This is a genomic window from Carboxydocella sp. JDF658 (genome assembly GCF_002049395.1).
Taxonomy (GTDB): Bacteria; Bacillota.
Genome location: NZ_BDLR01000076.1, coordinates 1 through 17,328, shown reverse-complemented (window position 1 = coordinate 17,328; position 17,328 = coordinate 1). Strand labels below are relative to the sequence as shown.

Here is a 17,328-nt window from a genome sequence, read left to right as displayed (position 1 = left end):
CTTGCTGCCCATCACTGCCCCCATGCCCCCGCGGCCGGCATGGCGGGAAGGCAATCCTTCCCGGTTGGTCACCGCCACAGAAGCCACCGGCAAAGCCATTTCCCCCACCGGCCCAATGCTGATTACCGCCGCTTCAGGCCCATATTCAGCCAGCAACTGGGCCGCCGTCTGGTAATTCCCCAGTTTAGCCAGCTGGGGCCGCAGTTCCAGAACTGCTCCATCGCCTTTTACCACCAGCACTGCTGGCCCATTCTCAGCCTTTCCTTCAATGATTATCCCGCGATAACCCAGCCGGGCCAGGCGCTGGGCCGCTGTTCCGCCTACATTGCTCTCTTTTATGGTACCAGTTAAAGGGCTTTTGGCCCCGATGGACAAGCGCCCGGAACAGGGTACCCCGCTGCCTGCCAGCAAGCCCGCTGCCAGCACCAGTTTATTGCCTGGAGACAAGGGATCCACCTTTGGATTTACTTCTGCGCGCAACACAGCAGCGGTCAACGCCCTGCCCCCGTATTTTTGCCAGGCTTCCGGCAGATTTTCTTCCTTGATCATCTGACGTCCCAGGTCAATGCGTAACAGTTTATCCACTCCTATTACCCCCTTTTGTGCTGCCACAGCCCTTTAGTTTTAGAAGGGCCGGTTCACTCCGTTTTCCAGCAGCCACCTGGAGATAATTTCTCTCTGAATCTGGCTGGTTCCTTCTACAATTTGCAATTGTTTAGCATCCCGGATATAGCGCTCCAGGGGATAATCCTTCATATATCCGTAGCCTCCCAGCAGCTGGGCACAATCAATCGCCACCCGCATGGCCATATCGGTGGGATAAATCTTGGACATGGAGAGCAAACCGGCATATTCTCTGGTAATCTTACCTTGATCGATCAGGAAAGCTGCCTGATAAACCAGCAGGCGGGCCGCTTCGATTTGGGTAATCATGTCAGCCATCATCCAGCGCAGCCCTTGTTTATCCGCCAGGGGCCCGCCAAAGGCATGGCGTTGTTTGGTATATTCCAGGGCATAGGCCAGTGCCCCCTGAGCCAACCCCAGTCCCCGGGCTCCTACCACCGGCCGCATGGAATTGAGGGTTTGCATGGCAAGCTTGAAGCCTTCATTTTCCTGACCCAGCAGGTTTTCTGCCGGTACCCGCACATTTTCAAAGACCACCTCACACAGAGGCACACCCCTTACTCCCATTTTGTTTTCATGCCGTCCGATGGAAAAGCCAGGGGTACTGGTATCGACAATAAAAGCCGACATACCGCGGTGTTTGGCTTCCGGTTTGGTTTTGGCGAAGACAGTAACATAGTCAGCCATGGAGGCCCCGGAAATAAACTGCTTACGGCCATTCAGGATATAATAGTCCCCGTCCCGGACAGCGGTCATCTTGATGTTAGCTGCATCAGAGCCAGCAGTAGGCTCGGTCAGACAGAAGGAAGCCCGTTTTTCACCTGTTGCCACCGGTGTAAGGTATTTTTTCTTCTGTTCCGGTGTCCCGGCAATGCGAATCGGCAATGTGGGTAAGTAGGTGAGTAACAGGATCAGGCCGGAGCTGCAACAGTATTTGGCCACTTCTTCAATGGCAATACAGAGCCCGGTAGCTCCCATCCCTGAGCCGCCGTATTCCTCCGGGAAGCTGACCCCCAGCAAACCCGTTTCCTTGAATACCTCCCAGATGTCATAGGGGTACTGACCGGTTTCATCGATTTCTGCCGCCCGCGGAGCCACTTTCTCCTCGGCGATGCGCCGTACCGTCTGGCGCAGCATTTGTTGTTCCTCGGTGAAATAGAAATTCATCCTTATTACCTCCATGTTCTGATTATCGAAACAATGTTCCTTTTTATAATAGTTCTATTCTTCCCCTGGAGCCATTGCCCATAACAAGTTTCCCGAAAGGCACGTACTGAGACAAATAGGCTAACAAAAAGGAGACAACCGCCGTTAATCCAAAACTTATCAGCGTCATTTCCAGATAATTGGACGGAGTAGCCCAGGTTAGCTGTTTGACAATATAGTCCAGGGCCAGGGCATGAACCAGATAGGCTCCAAAGGAATAGCGACCTATCCCGTTCAGGATTTGTTGAAGCAGTGGATTATATTTCGTCACTAATAAGGCTAACCCATAAATCAGCAGAATCGAGGAGACGGTATAAAAAAACATGGAGGGCTTTAAGCTAGTAGATATAGCCAGATTAACGACTCCGTTTCTTGCTCCCTGGAGAAGCTCTAAACTAATCCACAAGAATAGCCCGGCAAAAGCCACACTATTACCGGCCAGGGTGCGCAACACAAGGTCACGCCATTTCACCAATGCAAAGGCCGCCAAGCTACCAAGAACAAAGTAAAAACTATAGTAAAGAAAATTTATAGACCTGTATTTGATAAAAATTAGCTGCAGCAAACTCGATTCAAATTTAAAATATCCACCCGGAACTATGTAAGCGGAAAACCCCATCAAAGCAGTATACAATAAAGCAGCCATTCCCAGTATTATGTACAGGCTTTTATAGCTCTGGACTCTTGGTCTCAGCCAGCGATAAATGGGCAATATCAAGGGATAGAAGAGATATACCTGAAAAATCATTACCACAAACCAGAGATGGTAAGCGGCACTACCCGTTGCCAGTTGTTGCATGAATCGTATCAACCCGGGAGAATCCAGAGGTAATTTCTCATAGTAATGGTAATAATACAACAACGACCAGAAGAGATAGGGAAACAAAATTTCCCGGCTCCGTTTTTTAATAAAACCTGCATAGTCAAGTTGCTCATAGTAATTGTAAAGCAATCCAACTCCGGAAATAAAGACAAACATCGGGACTGCAAATTTCACCAGATTAAACAGCAGTCCCAGAATCAGAGCCGCTTCCTGGTATATATCCGGTTTGCGGATAAAAATCCCAATCGCATGTTGCAAAACCACACCCAGAAAAGCGACTCCCCGTAATATATCTAACTCCGCAATTCTTTCCCTGTCAGTTGTCATCCGTTCCCCGCCTTCTTGATTGTTAAAATCCTGGCCACTTGTTCAGCCGTCTCTACCAGTAGCTCCCGGCCGCGTTCCATGGCTTCTGCCAGAGCCATCGGCCCCCTGACAATAGAAAAGTAGGCGGTAATGCCAGCAGTAAGGGTTTTTTCCGCCCCCGGCCCGATGGACCCGGCCAGCACAATTACGGGCTTACCTTTAGCCATAGCCGCCACTCCTACCGGAACTTTGCCATAAACCGACTGACCATCCAGCTGACCTTCCCCGGTGATAACCAGCTCTGCCCAATCTATCCACTCCTGCAACCGGCATTGCCGGGCAATCAAGGGAAAGCCTGGTTGCAAACGAGCTCCCAGGAAAGCCACCAGACCGCCACCCAGTCCCCCTGCCGCCCCGGCACCGGGTAAATCAACAATTGCTACTCCCAGTTCTTCCTCCACTACTTTTGCCAGGCGAGTTAAACCTGCTTCCAGGATTTCCACCTGCTCAGCAGTTGCTCCTTTCTGCGGCCCATAGATCCGGCTGGCCCCCTGGGGACCAATTAACGGATTGGTCACATCACAGGCCACCAGGATTTCCACCTCTTTGATTCGAGGGTCAAGGCCCGAGAGGTCCACCTGCCACAGATTGACCAGGGCCCCTCCTCCGGGAGGCAATTCCCGGCCCTCCTGGTCCAGGAAGCGGGCCCCCAGGGCGGTAGCCATGCCCGTTCCGCCATCATTGGTGGCACTGCCACCGATACCAATAATCAGCCGCCGGCAACCGCGATCCAGGGCTGCCTTAATCAACTGGCCTGTACCAGAGGTAGTGGTCAGCAGGGGATTGCGTTCTGCTACCGGTACCAGATGTAGCCCGGAAGCAGCTGCCATTTCGATAACCGCTGTTCGGCCCTCATTCAGCAAGCCGTAAAAAGCCTGTACCGGCCGGCCCAGGGGGCCCCGCACAACGCAATCTACCTTTTCCCCGCCCACCGCGGTCAGCAGCGCCTCTACTGTCCCTTCACCCCCATCAGCAATGGGTATCAGTTTTATCTCATCCTGCGGCCGCACCCTTTGCCAGCCGCTCCGAATGGCTTCTGCCACCGCCGTGGCCGACAAACTTCCTTTAAAAGAATCAGGCACGATCAGTACTCTCATGATGACTATCACCCTTGCAAAAAATTTTTGTTTCGCTGTATATTATCTTATCCGCTGGAGACAATAATGAACGGAAAGGGTTCGTAATGGCCGAGCCAAGACTGTTACCGGGTCGCAAGGCTCAGTAATAGTCGGCCAAAGGTCAATACAGGGTCGGATAAGGCTCTGTATTGGCCGGCGGGCAGACTGTCCGGTGTCCTGTCAGGCTCTGTCATGGTCCGAAGGATCATGGCAGGGTCAAAAGGGATGCCTGGTGGTCGAGCTAAGATCATTCCAGGTTCCGCAGGCTCCTCAGCGGCGCTGGAGGTCGTATCTGGCCGAGAGGTCAGCTACGGCTTCTAAGGTACTTGTAATGGTCGAGCAAAGGTTATTGCAGGTTCCGTAATGGTTGTTTGCAGTCGAAAGATTGCAGGCAGCTATGCAGGGATTTGCAGTAGCTGTAGCGTAGGTCATTACGGGCTCTTTCTTTTATTTTGGGGAAGCTTGTTTTACCGGCGGTTTTTGCGCTGGGGGAGAATAAACGGGTTTTTGTGTTGTCGGCTGTGGGTTTAAGCCCCCTTTTTTTACGCTACCTTCTTCCAGTTTTAATGTAATTTTCGTTTCCATATATATCACCTCTCTATAAACATTATATCATTTGCTTAATTTGTTTGTATGAAATTAGGAATTTCTATACTTAAGTCGAATTTATCTCGTGATAAATATAATGCTGCTACACTGTATAACTTCTCCCCCCTACACAATTACCTCCACCGATTCCTGCTCCAGCCGGATTCTTTCCCGCAGCATCACCTCTATCACCTCGCGAAACACCTCAAATCCTGGCTTATCCAGCAACCCCGCCAGGCGCCGGGCATAAGCATCACTGATGGCAAGGGCCAAATGGCGATGCCGCAGCAAGGTCTCGGAATCCATCAGATAGGGATTGAGCGGCAGTAAACTGTGTTCAGCCAGGTGGCGGAAAATATCAAAGCCGCCGTAATCGATATCCCCCCAGTGATAACAGGGAATCTCCCGGCCCTGCTCCAGCAGGCAACGCTGGATTTTCTGCAAAAACTCCCTCCGTAACCGGTTGTGGTAACCGCCCAGGTAGACTGCCACATATTGGCCCGGATGTTTGCGAATGAATTGATAAAAAGAAGTCAAATTCTCGATGGTGATAAGGAAGTCTGCCTGGACGTCCAGCACCTGCATATTTTGAATCAGCTGGGCAGAAAGACCCAGATCAGGCTGGAAAAGGCGGGTTTCCACTATCCCACCGGCTACTTGCAGGGTGAGGTTACCATAAACAAAAATATGCTGGGGATTGGCCACCAGACCAAATTCCGCCCAGACCTCCCGGGCCTCCTCCAGGCCCCAGCCCCCGTGAAAATCCCGCACTATCCGCAGGACCCTCTGAGCAATAGCCGCCCAGGCTTTACTATGTCCCAGCACCCGCAGGCTGAATACCCGCTCGGGCGTTTCTTCCTGTAGCTCTGTCAGGGCCTGCAGGGCAGTCAGAACCCGGTCGGCTGTATCCACGTCATGCAAGTCCAGATATGGACTAATGCCTTCCCGAAGCAGCAGCCGCTCCTCCAGCCAGGCCAGAAAGTTTTCCAGCCAGGCTGGACCCTGGCCCCGGTAATTGCGGACCAGGGCCAGCATACTCTCTTCCCGGCTCTGGCGCGGCGTACGCCTGAGCAGATGAAAGGCAGTGGGTAAGCCTTCTATTCTCAGGGCCACTTTCTGGATGAGATTGCCTTCCTCATGTTTCACCCAGAAAATCTCGATTACCCCTGCTTCAGCCAAATGGATCATATCGCTGTTAATTTCCTCTTTCTGCCGGGCTGAAGTATCATCAAAATAGGCTGGCAAGGACCGGGGAGTAAATCGGTAAAATAGCCGGCGGGGCCTGGTACTGGTGCCCCGGTAACTGCCGCTGTTTTCATATTTGTCTAAAAGAGTATGCAGAATCTGACGGCTATGCTGATTCATCGCTGACCTCCTAACGGCGGAGCATCTCTTCCTTCAGCACTTTATAATCCTCGATCCAGCTGCTATGGCCATCCCGCATCACTAATAAGGTGGTGCCGACATAGGGGGCAATATATTCACATTTATCGGTAGGAGCAGCGATCAGTGCCTGTAAGCCCAGGTCCCGCAAAAAGCGCAGGAAATTTTCCACCCGGTCGCTGTCCATGCGGTTAAAGGCTTCATCAAACATAACTAGGCGCGCCGCCGCCCGATTATGCTTCAGCCGGTATAATTGCAGGAAGGAAGCTACAATCGCTACATAATAGGGAGTTTGGGTCTCACCACCGGATTTCTCCCGACAAACCTTAGAAAAGGTAGAAACCTCGCCATTGGCATGGTAAATCTTAATATCATAATCCAGAAAAGTGCGATAGTCAGTAAACAACTCCACGTTTTCTTTTACCGCTTCCAGGTGCTGATTTTCCATGCGCTCAAACAGCTCGTCCATGGCTTCCCGGTGCCGTTCCCGGAAATGAGAAGCAAAAAGGGATTCGCCACCGCCCAGCAAATCAGTGTCCATAATCATATCATAAAACCGCTTGTACTTCTGGCTGGGAGTAACCAGAAAGCGGTATTTGTCAGAACCAAAAGCAATATCTTTCAGGGCATCATTGAGGGTGTTGAACTGGGATTGAGCCAGTTCAATATTTTCCTTTAGTTTGTAGATGAAATGTTCCTTAAATTCCTCCTCAGCCTCTTTTTGAGCCTGCAGGATTTTTCCCTCGTATTCCGGTAACTCGCTGTCCGCCAGCTTTTGATATTCCGCCCGGTATTCTGCGATATCGTTCCCGTCAATCCGGCCACCGAAATGCCACCGGTTGTTGTACTGGCTCTGCAAGCTCATTAACTGCTGCTGTTTGGTATTGATCTGGGTTAGCAAGCCCTGGTAGTTGATGCGAAAACTTTCCGCCACTTCCCGCGGCTTTTTGCGGGCCAGCTCTTTCTGCAAACGTTCCTCACCCCGGACCGCCAGTTCGGGATAACGCCTTTTGAACTCTTCCCATTCCGCTTCTGCTGCCTCGGCTTGCAGCTTTAACTCCAGCTGCAGATTACGGGCCCGCTTCAATGCTTCTTCTGCCGCCCCTGCTTCCCGGTTGCGTAAATTAATCTGTTCCCGCACCTGTTTCAGTTCCGCCTGCCGCAAAGCCAGTTGACCCTGCAGAGCCTCCAGATCCGAGCGATCCACCCGGTCCAGCTCTGCCCGTTTAGCAGCCAGTTCATCTCGTATCGCCGCCAGGCGGGTAATAGCAGATAAGCGGTCTGTTAATTTGGCGTAGCTGCCTTCTTTATCCGCCGTTTCCCGCCGCCAGCTTTCCCGCTCCGCCAGCATAGCAGCCAGCTGTTCCCGTTCCCGTACCAGTTCAGCCAGTTCCCCTTCCTTTTTGGCGATTTGTTTGGGAATAGCTTTTTCACCGATATAAGGGGTTTCATAGACTTTAAAGTTAATCTGACGAGCAGTATTGTTCTGGTAAGTCATACAGGTGGGAGTGATGGCCCGGCGGTGATATTTCAACTCCTGTTCTGTTTCACATTTGATCACATTGCCCAGTAACTGGTTGACATAACCACGAGCATAAGGATTATCCGTCAGTACTTCTTCAGCCAGGGCATTGGCTTCCACGCGGTCGATAAATTTTTCCACCGCCCGGGTATTAACCAGGCCCACACCGGAAATCCCTTTCTGCCTTTTATAGCGTTCATACAGGGTCAGGGCATAGTCAAAATACCGGGGTTCCACCAGCAGATCGAAGCGCTGGGTATTTAAAAAGCCTTCGACGGCATCCCGCCATTTTTCATCCCTGATTTCCAGCAATTCGCAGAGAATCGATACTTCCACTTCCAGCCCCTTATCCTGGCGGAAGCCCTGGCGAATCACGGCCTGTAAATCGGTAATCCGCCGGTCATAGGCAAACCGTCCCTGGCGCAACTGGGCTAGTTCTGACCGTAACTTTTCTTCCCTTTCTGTCAGTTCCTGCAACCGGCCTTTCAGGGTCCAGATCTCCTGGTCCAGCCGGGCCTGGACCTCTTTGAGGGCAGCCAAACCGGCCGCGAGAACCGCTGCCGCTTCCTCCCCGCCCTGGCCCTGACTCAAGGCCGTCAGGAGAGGCGGCAAAGGAGCCAGGGTCAGTTTTTCTGATTCAGTTAGACAATTGGCTGCCAGCAAGCGCCGCAGAGAAGCCAGCTCAGCAGCGGCAAGTTCCTGCAGCATTTGCCTGTCCTGCTCCAGCCGTTTTTCCTCCACCTCCAGCCAGTTGATCTCCCTTTCCAGGTCTTTAATCAACTGGTAAGTGCTACTGGCAGCCAGTGCTTCCCGGTAGCCGTTACATTCCCCTTCCAGAACCTCTTCCCGGTTGGCCAGCCCGGCCAGCTCGCTTTTGATCCGGTTTAAATCTTCTTCTTTCCGGGCGCTGTCGCGCAGATTGGCTTCCAGCTCAGCCCTGAGACCGACGGCAGTAGCCCCTTTGATGATATACTCCTGCATCCGGGCCGTCTCCTGCTGGTTCCGGATTTCCTGATACCGGTCCAGAATCGCAGTCAGGTCCTCAATCTTTTCTCTGGTCTGCCGGGCCAGATTGCGGTATTCGCTGTAACGGCGGAAGTTTTCCACCATGGCCTCGATCTGAATGGGTTTGGCATCCAGGACATAATTGTAGACAAACTCCCGGATATCGGTAATGGGCTTAAAGGAAATGGCTTTGACCAGCAGCTCAAAAAAACGTTCATTTAAAGAACCCAATTTTTGCAGCAAATCCCGCCGATACTGGTCAGCGGAAGGATAAAGGGTAGCACCGGGCAATTTTTTTAAATGGTCCCGAAAGGCCTTGATATTCCTCGGTCGTCTGGTGCCGGACAGGAAAAACAACTCATCCGCAAGGGCCTGGTTTTCAATTTTAAAAAAGCGGCTGTCCCAGTTGATGTCATCGGCATAGGAATCAGCCACCACCCCCAGCAGAAAGGGCTTTTGTTTGTCAGTATCAAAAAATTCCAGGACCACAAAAGAAGTAATATCCCCCTGTCGTAAAAACTTCCTGCCATCACTGCGGTCATTGCCGGTTTTACAGCGCAAATAGCCCAAAAGATCCCGTTTGGTCTCATCATGGGCAGAAACATTGAATTTGATTTTGCGCAAATCAGCCACCAGCACATATTGCATGGCATCCAGAATGGTAGACTTTCCCGAGCCATTGTCCCCGGTCAAAAGTACACTGTTCTTGATACGAATGGTTTCATTGGTAAAATAATGCCAGTTGATCAGTTTAATCCCCGTCAAGTCTTTCATTCTGCTTCTCCTTCTTCCCCATCTTCCCCATAGGCGCTCAGTCGCTCGTAAACCTGGCGCACATCCTCCACCCTGACTGCCAGCAAAATAGCCGGATAGATCAGGAGGCGGCATTCCGGGTCGGTCACATCCCTATCCAGAACCTCAAGCAGATGAAAACGCTTAAACAGGGCCAACCCTTCCCGCAAAGACTTTTTATTGATAGGCCGTTTGCTGATTTTCAGGGCAGCATATTTTTCCTGCAACTCCCTCACCCGGAAACTAACGTGTTCAGATAGATGCAGCTCCTTGCGTTTTTCCTCATAGATCAACCGGATGAGCAGAAGAATAATGCTCTCCTCCAGCTTCAGCCGCAAGCGATTGAAGTCCTGACTGTTGACAGCCTGGTAAACGCCGTGGACAGCATCATGTCGCAGCTCCCAGCCGGCCAGGGCCAAATACTGGCGAAACAGTTCCTCATGCCGTTCGATGAAATAATAATCCCGGCGCTGGTCGGGATGCTTTTTATTGACAAAAGTCACCGCAAGTAATAAATTTACCACCCGGGTAAATTCCCCTTTATCACTGTTATTCAATCCCTCATAACGGGTATACCAGTTCATCCTGTTATCTTCCCTTCCGCCGCCGGATGACGATATTTTTGAATTCAAAAGCTCCTTCTGCCGCTGTTACCCGCGGTCCACTATACTCCACCCGATAGTCCACCCGCTGTGAACGGCCATAGACTGCCGTGTAAATCAATTTGAGGTAATCCTCCATGGCCTCGATACCCAGCTCCTCGGCCCGGATCATCTCCCGTTCCCCCAGTTTCTCCAGCACATAGCGGTTGATTTTGTCCCGGGTCAGCTTTTCCGCCAGGCGCGCCTGCAGTTCCGCCACCCGTTGGGCCCGAACCCGCTCGTCCACTGTAACCGCTTCCACCACTTCTGCCGGCTGGTGCTGTCGCGCTGCCCGGCGGGGAGTATAAAGGGATTTTTCATCCAGATAAGACTGGCTGTACAGGCTGAACAGTCCAGCCATGGCCGCTGGCAAATCATCATCTCCCCGGGCTGCCTGTTCGGTTAACAACTGGGCCAGGTACTGCAAAAGGGAAAGAATTTGCCCCTCCAGGTTCTGGCTGCTGTTCAGCCGGTACTGAATCTGCAACAGAGAGGCACTGGCATACTGGGAATTGCGCCGATCGATTTCCTCCAGCAGTTGATCCAGGTTGAGGTAGGTTTGTCGGATAAAATCCATGCGCCCATAAATCAGCTCTCGCGCCTCCTCTATGGTCAGCTCCCCCTGGCGCCGGCGCTGCACCTCCTGGACTGCCGCTTCCTGTACCCAGTTTTCATCATTGTACCACTGGTTGATCCTGTCCACGATTTTAGGCCGATAGCGGGAAACGTTATCCGATGTTTTCAACCGGTGATAACTGCGGTCCAGAATCTCCGCCTTATAATCTTCAAAATGCAGGCGCAAGATGGCCTTCGGATCCAGTTCATCCTGAACCCGTTCAATATAGCGCTTGATATTATGACTTAACGCCTTCAGCCCGTTGAGCAGGGCTTCCGTCTGCTCATAGGCCTTTTCCAGGGCCAGGGCCCCCTGCCGGCTGGCCTCCTCGGTGTAAAGTAAAGTATAGGTAGCAAATACATAACCCTGGTATTCCGCCCGGTGGTTTTTGCGGATTTTGTCCAGCAAGTCCATGATTTGAATGGCATAATCGGTGAGATTGATATATTCTTCATAATTGACCAGGGTTTCTCTGGTAATCCAGCCCGTTTCCTCCAGTTTGCGCAAAACAAAGCTGGCCCGGTCCCGGGGCGAGCTGCCCAGGTCCAGGCTTTCTTCCCAGACGCTTTCATCGAGCAGACGGGTAAATTGTTCATCTTCCGCCTTTTCCTCCAGGTAATCAATGATGATATCCAGCAAAACTTCCCTGGATAAACCAAAATTGGTCAACCGGTACTGGTGGAAAATGCGGAAGAGGATATTAGCATAGTCCTCTTTGAGGGGGCTGGCCAGGACGCTGAAAAATTTTTCAGGAATAACAGCGAAGAGGTTTAGCTCTGGCTTCATTAGAACCTTCCTTTTTGGCGATTTGTCAGTATTTTTAGTTCGCCCTGATGAAAGTGGATTCCTTCTTAAATTATCGATTTAAGCAACAATTATCAATATGTTCCAATCAAAACCACCCCTCTCCTAAACCCCCCTCGTTCCTCTGCCTTCTTTCTTGCCAGCTCCAATAACTCATCCCTGCTTATCCCTTTCCTCTCGGCTATAGCAAACAACACCTCCAGCAGGTCGGCAATCTCCTCCACACTCCCGCTCTCCTTATACTCCTGCCATTCCTCCAGAAGTTTCTCTTCCAGCAGCTGGATCACTTTCTCATTATCCTCCACCACTTCATACTCCACCTTTTTGCCGGTCTGTTCAATGATTTCTGGTATTCGATCTCTCACCAGTTTGTTATAAACCTTCATCTCTACAGTTCCTCCACATAAGGTACTAAATTTGGCTTCAAGTTTCTTATCCCACCGCGGGGCTTATCCACATCCCCCTGATAACGGGGAATGACATGGACATGCAGATGCATGATAGTCTGTCCAGCTACTTGCCCTACGTTTATTCCAACATTATAGCCATCGGGCTTGAATTGCGTTTCAAGTATCCTTTTTACTTCCTGTAACAAATCATAAATAGCCATTATTTCTTCTCCAGTCGCCTCAAAAAAATTTGCAAAATGACGCTTGGGAATTACCAGCGTATGCCCAGGATTAACAGGAAACTTGTCAAAAATAGCAACTGCAAGCTCATTTTCAGCAATAAAGGTTTCTTTCGGCAGCTGACAAAAAATACAATCCATCATTACTCACCCCTTCTATATCGTGTCGCAAAATACTCAGTGCTGCGCCAGGTCAAAATATCCCTGACATGTTCCGCCAATAACGGACTAATATGTTCCACAATGGAACTGTCTAAGGTAAATACCTGGTTAATTTCATCGAAGTGGAAAAACCGGCCTTGCGATAAGTAAAAAACCGGATTACGGATTGCCAGTCGGGCCAGTTTTTCATCATCCCAGTTTCTCCAGGTTCTGGTGGTTTTGTCCCTGACCATATCCTGCTCATGTACTGGATCAGAATAATATTCACGCCATACATGTATCAGCCTTGATTTATTTACACTGTGTAATAACCTATCGTCTTCAATAAAGCTGAGCAAAGTAGGAATTTTATACGACTTAGTCATACTGGTTTTCTCCAGTTCTCTTAAAAATGCAGCAACATTATTGTTAAGCCAGTTTTGCTCTTCTGCTGTCAGTTGGTCGATACTGGCCAAAAAACCCAGCCAGCCGTCCATATTAAGGAAGTGGCGAAGGGGTATATCGCTGCCAAGGTAAATATCCAGTCTTGTGGGCCGGCGCCCCAACTCATCCTGAAGCCGCCAGAACTCGTCTTTAAGCCTTTGTGTCAGCGGATCCCGTTTCCGCAGTTCCTGGAAAAGGTCAATGAGTTTGAAATCAAAATTTACTATACAGCCTTCTGGAAAATCAATTTCATGAGGTAATCTAAATTTCTTCCCCTCAACAGCCATGGGGTTTTTCCCAGCTAATAAATAAGGAATATGATGGGCTCGCTTATAGTTACCGATGAAATCCAACACCGTCAGATATTCTTTATTTTCTGCCTTACGCAAACCTCGACCCAGCTGCTGTAAAAAGACAACATATGACTCAGTCGGTCGTAAGAACATAACCATATCTACTGTTGGAATATCTACGCCTTCATTAAACATGTCGACGGTAAAAATTACCTTGAGTTTGCCTTCCACCAGCTGGCTAATTGCTTCCTGTCGGGGCAGATAGTATCTGGACTCAGAAGGCCCACTGTGTACCACCGCAGCCGGAACCTTATGCTGATTAAAATATTCCGCCATATACTCTGCATGACGAATACCCGCACAGAAACCTATTGCCTTCTCTTTCTGAAACATTTTATACTTTTCTAGAACCAGACCTGCTCTGCGATTTTGTGAAAGGGCTGCTTCCAGTTGTTTAATATCATAATGACCATTTCTGAAAGCGATTCGGTCATAATCAGTATCATCATAAAAAGCATAATAGCGGAAAGGTACCAGCAGTCCACGATTAATGGCATCAGCCAGGTAAATTTCATAAACAACATTATTGTCGCAGAGAGCAAAAATATCCCTATTATCCATCCGGTACGGAGTTGCCGTAAGTCCCAATAAAAACTTGGGCCTGAAGTAATTTAGCACACGTAAATAGCTATCAGCCGCTGCATGATGAAATTCATCCACAACAATGTAGTCAAAATAGTCGGGAGAAAACACTTCCGGCTTTAAATAACGTTCTTGGCCCAGGGTTTGCACAGTTGCAAAAAGCAGCTCAGCATCAAGCGTTTTCTCCTGCCCAGAGAAAAAGCCAGTCTTTGCTCCAGGACGAACTTTAGCGAAGCTAGCCTCTGCCTGTCGTAAAATCTCTTCTTTGTGGGCTAGAAACAGCACTCTGGCATATTTTTTACTATCAAAAGCCGCAAGATATGTTTTGCCTATACCTGTTGCAGCAACCACTAACCCTTTTTTATAGCCATTTCTTCTGCACTCAGCCAAATTATATAAAGCTTCAATCTGTGCCCCTCTTGGCCTTACTATTTCTTCCGTCTGTGGACGTTCTTCGCTAAAAATAGTCCTGCGCCAGTTTGCAGCATATTCCATCAAAACTTCATCCGTAACCTTCTCCGACTGCCGTTCAAATAACCGGTCAAAGGCGGCAACAAACTGAGCATAATCTTCAGGAGCCACCTGCTCTTCCAACCGGAAATTCCATTCTACCCCATTGGTTAACGCAGAGCGGGAAAGATTAGACGAACCTATATAGATTACCCCACCCTTTTTCTTTTCAATAATGTAAGCCTTAGGGTGAAAAGAGACATTTTGTCGGTTAAAAAAACGGATATTCAGGCTGTCTCCTAGTTCTTTTTTCAGCAAGTAAACTGCCGACGGTTCAGTTATATTAAGATATCGTCCAGTTAAAATGCGAATTGGGACTCCCTTTGCAGCCAGGGTTTTTAAGTCATTTACCAGCAATTCAGCTCCTTGCTCCATTAGAAAAGAAACAATTAGTTTTACCATTTTAGCTTCCTGTAAATCTTTAGATAGATAATATATTAGGCCATGCTCTTCTCCGGTAATTGCATTTCCCGGCATCGGCTTGCCCCCTTCGGCTCTCAAAATTAGACAAGTTTTATTATCCCTATCACAACTCCTATAATTTGTGCTTTTGTATCCTGGACTAGAATAGGCTCATAATTTTTGTTTTCCGGCATCAGAATAACACTATTTCCCATTGGAACGTAACGTTTTAGAGTAGCTTCTTCTCCTAAAGCAACAACTACTATATCACGATTTTGAGCTGTTGTTTGTCTTTGTACAAGTACCATATCCCCACTTGCAATGTTGGCTCCAATCATTGAGTCCCCTTTTACCTGGAGTATAAAATACTCGTTTGCTTTATTAAACCATTCCTCCGGTAATAACATCTCTTTTAAAGGCTCTTCAAAAATCTCAGTGGGGTTACCAGCAGCAACACTACTGTAAACATTTATTGCTGATAATTGAGCAAAATCATATTTTTCTGAGTAAGCATCCTGGCTTCTAACAACTAGTTCATCCGGGTTATCCTGATCTAACTCCAAAATGAAAGTCCTGTTTCGTTTCAAATCGTGGAACTCGTACCTGATAATATATTCAGGCAACATCCATGAGCCGAACTCGGGAATATCATCGATCATTTGCAGGTCTTTATCAAGAAAAACCATTTCATTTCCATCAGTTAATAAACCATATTGACAATTTTTTTCATTACTCATATAACTTTTTAATTGTTCCAAGCCATTATGCAAGCCTCTTCCTAAAGCCTTTACTTCAGCAAAAATATAAGGTATTCGCAAATTTTTACGATATATTGATACGACTATATCAACAAGACCAACTTTAGAAAAAGAATTTACCTGATATTCAACGTCCAACAAAGCTAAAGGATATTTATATTTTTCTTGCAGCTCATTGATCAACCATTGCCTTACTTGTTCTTCTCGTGAAAAAAGATCGATAATTTTTTCTTTAAATTGGTATTTTTCAATCGGTATCTGATAATAACAGCCAATTTTAGCTCGAGGCGAAAGGCGCAAAAACTCGCAATTTATTTCTTGCAAAAATTTAGATGGCTGGCCACTACAAGTCAAATATAACATATCATTTGCTCTGGTCATTCCTACATAAAGCAGTTTTCTGTCTGTTGTTTCCTGTACCAACCGCCCTTCTTCGTCTGCATAAGATATGTATGGTATAATGCCTGAATTAAGTCCAATAATAAATACAACTTTGAACTCTAATCCCTTTACAGAATGGATTGTTACCAGTTTTATACCCTCATGTTCAAAATCCATCTCTTTACGTTCAAATATATTTGCCGTAATTTGAGCTTTATCCAACTGTTCTTTAATATATCTGAGCTGCTCTTTATTTTTCGCAATTATAGCTATGTCTTTAGGATTATAAGCTTTCAATACATATTGACCCAGCTCACGAACGATATACTCTGCTTCATCCTGGGGAGAAGTAAAATATCGTCTTACAGGAAAATTTCCCTGTCTATCTATTAAAGATGGTTGAACAAAGTTCTCATCCTCGATAATCTCAGGGTCCTTTTCAATTAGACTGTAAGCCGCTTTAGCAATTTGGGCTGTTGTACGATAATTCTTGGATAACGAGTAACTCCTACCTGTCATATCAAAACCAATACTGGCAAAGCTCCTGCCCTTAACTAACCATGAGTGAGGATAAATACTTTGTGCTGTATCAGCAATAAAACATATACTGGAATAATCTTTTTCATTATAAAGCAATTTAAGTAACTCTAATTGTACCCGTGTCAAATCTTGACTTTCATCAATAATTATATGCGTATACTTTTTATCAACTTTAGTTTTCGCCTGCTTCAAAGCATACAACGCCATATCCTTAAAATCCACGTATCCGCTGCTTCTTAATTTTTCATTATACAGTTTCATTAATTCAAAAATTGCTCTTCTAGTCTCCGAGTTTTTGGGCAACTTCTTAGGTCCATCACTGCCCTGCTTCCCCATGCGACCCAGGCGATCTGCATTTTGATATTCTTCTAGTTCAAGATAATTACAGGATTTTATCCAATCAATTTCATCATATAAAAAAATTATATGTTGCTGATCAAGTAGTGAAATATTCGAATATTGTCTCTTTAACTCATTTATTGTCTGAGCCAGATATGTATATGCTAACCTTTTATCAGTTAATAAATTAAATCTAACATTATTACAAAGCTGATATTGCTGAAAGTATTTGTAAACCAGGCTATCAATATTAATAATCTCAACCCTTGCATTTTCAGGGCTAAAAAGACTTGGAAATGGTAATTTATCCTCATCGTTAACCCTGTCATATAAATATTTTATATAATTTGTGAGTGTTTTAGTAAAAGTCACCAGAAGTACATTGTCATCCGGCTGATAACAATAATAATTAAGCAAAAAAGGGATCCGATAGACCGCAACTGTAGTTTTACCAGAACCAGCTACTCCTTTAATTAAAAATTGACCATTTGGTTTTAGCTGAATTAATTTTCTTTGCTCCAAATTTAATTCCATATCGGTCTCCCCCCATTCCCTGTCAGATATATCAATTCGACAAATTCCAAGCAATTCCTTTTATTTTCCTTACCTGAAACTGCGATGAAATGCAAAACCCCTCTGATCTTCTGATCAGAGGGGTTCTTTGTCCGGCAGCGACCTACTCTCCCAGGACCCTGCGGTCCAAGTACCATCGGCGCTGGTGGGCTTAACTGCCGTGTTCGGTATGGGTACGGGTGTTGCCCC

13 protein-coding genes and 1 rRNA gene are annotated in these 17,328 nt (G+C 47.6%); all 14 read right to left on the bottom strand.

The window, feature by feature from the left end:
- Positions 1-585 (bottom strand): aldehyde ferredoxin oxidoreductase N-terminal domain-containing protein (locus JDF658_RS10705; RefSeq protein ID WP_278308123.1); only part of this gene is annotated, 585 nt, incomplete at its 3' end.
- Positions 586-624: 39 nt separating this feature from the next.
- Positions 625-1,791 carry an acyl-CoA dehydrogenase family protein gene (locus JDF658_RS10700; protein WP_079907612.1) on the bottom strand — a complete coding sequence of 389 codons (1,167 nt, stop codon included), beginning with the start codon at positions 1,789-1,791 and terminating at the stop codon, positions 625-627.
- A gap of 43 nt (positions 1,792-1,834) precedes the next feature.
- Complete coding sequence (locus tag JDF658_RS10695) at positions 1,835-2,980, bottom strand: acyltransferase (protein WP_078664515.1); 1,146 nt, start codon at positions 2,978-2,980, stop codon at positions 1,835-1,837.
- Complete coding sequence (locus JDF658_RS10690; protein WP_079907611.1) at positions 2,977-4,116, bottom strand: glycerate kinase; 1,140 nt, start codon at positions 4,114-4,116, stop codon at positions 2,977-2,979. The genes JDF658_RS10695 and JDF658_RS10690 overlap by 4 nt, the downstream gene beginning before the upstream one ends.
- A gap of 468 nt (positions 4,117-4,584) precedes the next feature.
- Positions 4,585-4,722: a hypothetical protein gene (locus tag JDF658_RS14465; protein ID WP_159071918.1), complete on the bottom strand. Its 138-nt coding sequence runs from the start codon at positions 4,720-4,722 to the stop codon at positions 4,585-4,587.
- Between the two features lie 129 nt (positions 4,723-4,851).
- The gene (locus JDF658_RS10685) at positions 4,852-6,090 is read right to left on the bottom strand and encodes a Wadjet anti-phage system protein JetD domain-containing protein (RefSeq protein ID WP_079907609.1); all 1,239 of its coding nucleotides are present in this window, start codon (positions 6,088-6,090) and stop codon (positions 4,852-4,854) included.
- A gap of 10 nt (positions 6,091-6,100) precedes the next feature.
- Complete coding sequence (locus tag JDF658_RS10680; protein ID WP_159446621.1) at positions 6,101-9,409, bottom strand: ATP-binding protein; 3,309 nt, start codon at positions 9,407-9,409, stop codon at positions 6,101-6,103.
- Complete coding sequence (locus JDF658_RS10675; protein WP_079907605.1) at positions 9,406-10,011, bottom strand: DUF4194 domain-containing protein; 606 nt, start codon at positions 10,009-10,011, stop codon at positions 9,406-9,408. The genes JDF658_RS10680 and JDF658_RS10675 overlap by 4 nt, the downstream gene beginning before the upstream one ends.
- Positions 10,012-10,015: 4 nt before the next feature.
- Positions 10,016-11,470: a Wadjet anti-phage system protein JetA family protein gene (locus JDF658_RS10670; protein ID WP_079907603.1), complete on the bottom strand. Its 1,455-nt coding sequence runs from the start codon at positions 11,468-11,470 to the stop codon at positions 10,016-10,018.
- A 92-nt stretch (positions 11,471-11,562) separates the two neighbouring features.
- Positions 11,563-11,874: a nucleoside triphosphate pyrophosphohydrolase gene (locus tag JDF658_RS10665; protein WP_078664509.1), complete on the bottom strand. Its 312-nt coding sequence runs from the start codon at positions 11,872-11,874 to the stop codon at positions 11,563-11,565.
- Between the two features lie 2 nt (positions 11,875-11,876).
- Positions 11,877-12,260, bottom strand: a complete 384-nt coding sequence (locus JDF658_RS10660) for an HIT family protein (protein ID WP_078664508.1) — start codon at positions 12,258-12,260, stop codon at positions 11,877-11,879.
- Positions 12,260-14,623 (bottom strand): DEAD/DEAH box helicase family protein, encoded by a 2,364-nt coding sequence (locus JDF658_RS10655; RefSeq protein WP_079907602.1) that lies wholly within the window; start codon positions 14,621-14,623, stop codon positions 12,260-12,262. The genes JDF658_RS10660 and JDF658_RS10655 overlap by 1 nt, the downstream gene beginning before the upstream one ends.
- A 26-nt stretch (positions 14,624-14,649) precedes the next feature.
- The gene (locus tag JDF658_RS10650) at positions 14,650-17,100 is read right to left on the bottom strand and encodes a UvrD-helicase domain-containing protein (RefSeq protein ID WP_079907600.1); all 2,451 of its coding nucleotides are present in this window, start codon (positions 17,098-17,100) and stop codon (positions 14,650-14,652) included.
- A gap of 129 nt (positions 17,101-17,229) precedes the next feature.
- Positions 17,230-17,328: ribosomal RNA gene (gene rrf / locus JDF658_RS10645) — 5S ribosomal RNA — on the bottom strand; the annotation flags it as partial.

Coding starts and splice junctions, on each gene's coding strand:
- JDF658_RS10675 (WP_079907605.1), bottom strand. CDS start 10,011: ATGAACTGGTATACCCGTTATGAGGGATTGAATAACAGTGATAAAGGG.
- JDF658_RS14465 (WP_159071918.1), bottom strand. CDS start 4,722: ATGGAAACGAAAATTACATTAAAACTGGAAGAAGGTAGCGTAAAAAAA.
- JDF658_RS10655 (WP_079907602.1), bottom strand. CDS start 14,623: ATGCCGGGAAATGCAATTACCGGAGAAGAGCATGGCCTAATATATTAT.
- JDF658_RS10680 (WP_159446621.1), bottom strand. CDS start 9,409: ATGAAAGACTTGACGGGGATTAAACTGATCAACTGGCATTATTTTACC.
- JDF658_RS10685 (WP_079907609.1), bottom strand. CDS start 6,090: ATGAATCAGCATAGCCGTCAGATTCTGCATACTCTTTTAGACAAATAT.
- JDF658_RS10650 (WP_079907600.1), bottom strand. CDS start 17,100: ATGGAATTAAATTTGGAGCAAAGAAAATTAATTCAGCTAAAACCAAAT.
- JDF658_RS10660 (WP_078664508.1), bottom strand. CDS start 12,260: ATGATGGATTGTATTTTTTGTCAGCTGCCGAAAGAAACCTTTATTGCT.
- JDF658_RS10690 (WP_079907611.1), bottom strand. CDS start 4,116: ATGAGAGTACTGATCGTGCCTGATTCTTTTAAAGGAAGTTTGTCGGCC.
- JDF658_RS10665 (WP_078664509.1), bottom strand. CDS start 11,874: ATGAAGGTTTATAACAAACTGGTGAGAGATCGAATACCAGAAATCATT.
- JDF658_RS10695 (WP_078664515.1), bottom strand. CDS start 2,980: ATGACAACTGACAGGGAAAGAATTGCGGAGTTAGATATATTACGGGGA.
- JDF658_RS10700 (WP_079907612.1), bottom strand. CDS start 1,791: ATGAATTTCTATTTCACCGAGGAACAACAAATGCTGCGCCAGACGGTA.
- JDF658_RS10670 (WP_079907603.1), bottom strand. CDS start 11,470: ATGAAGCCAGAGCTAAACCTCTTCGCTGTTATTCCTGAAAAATTTTTC.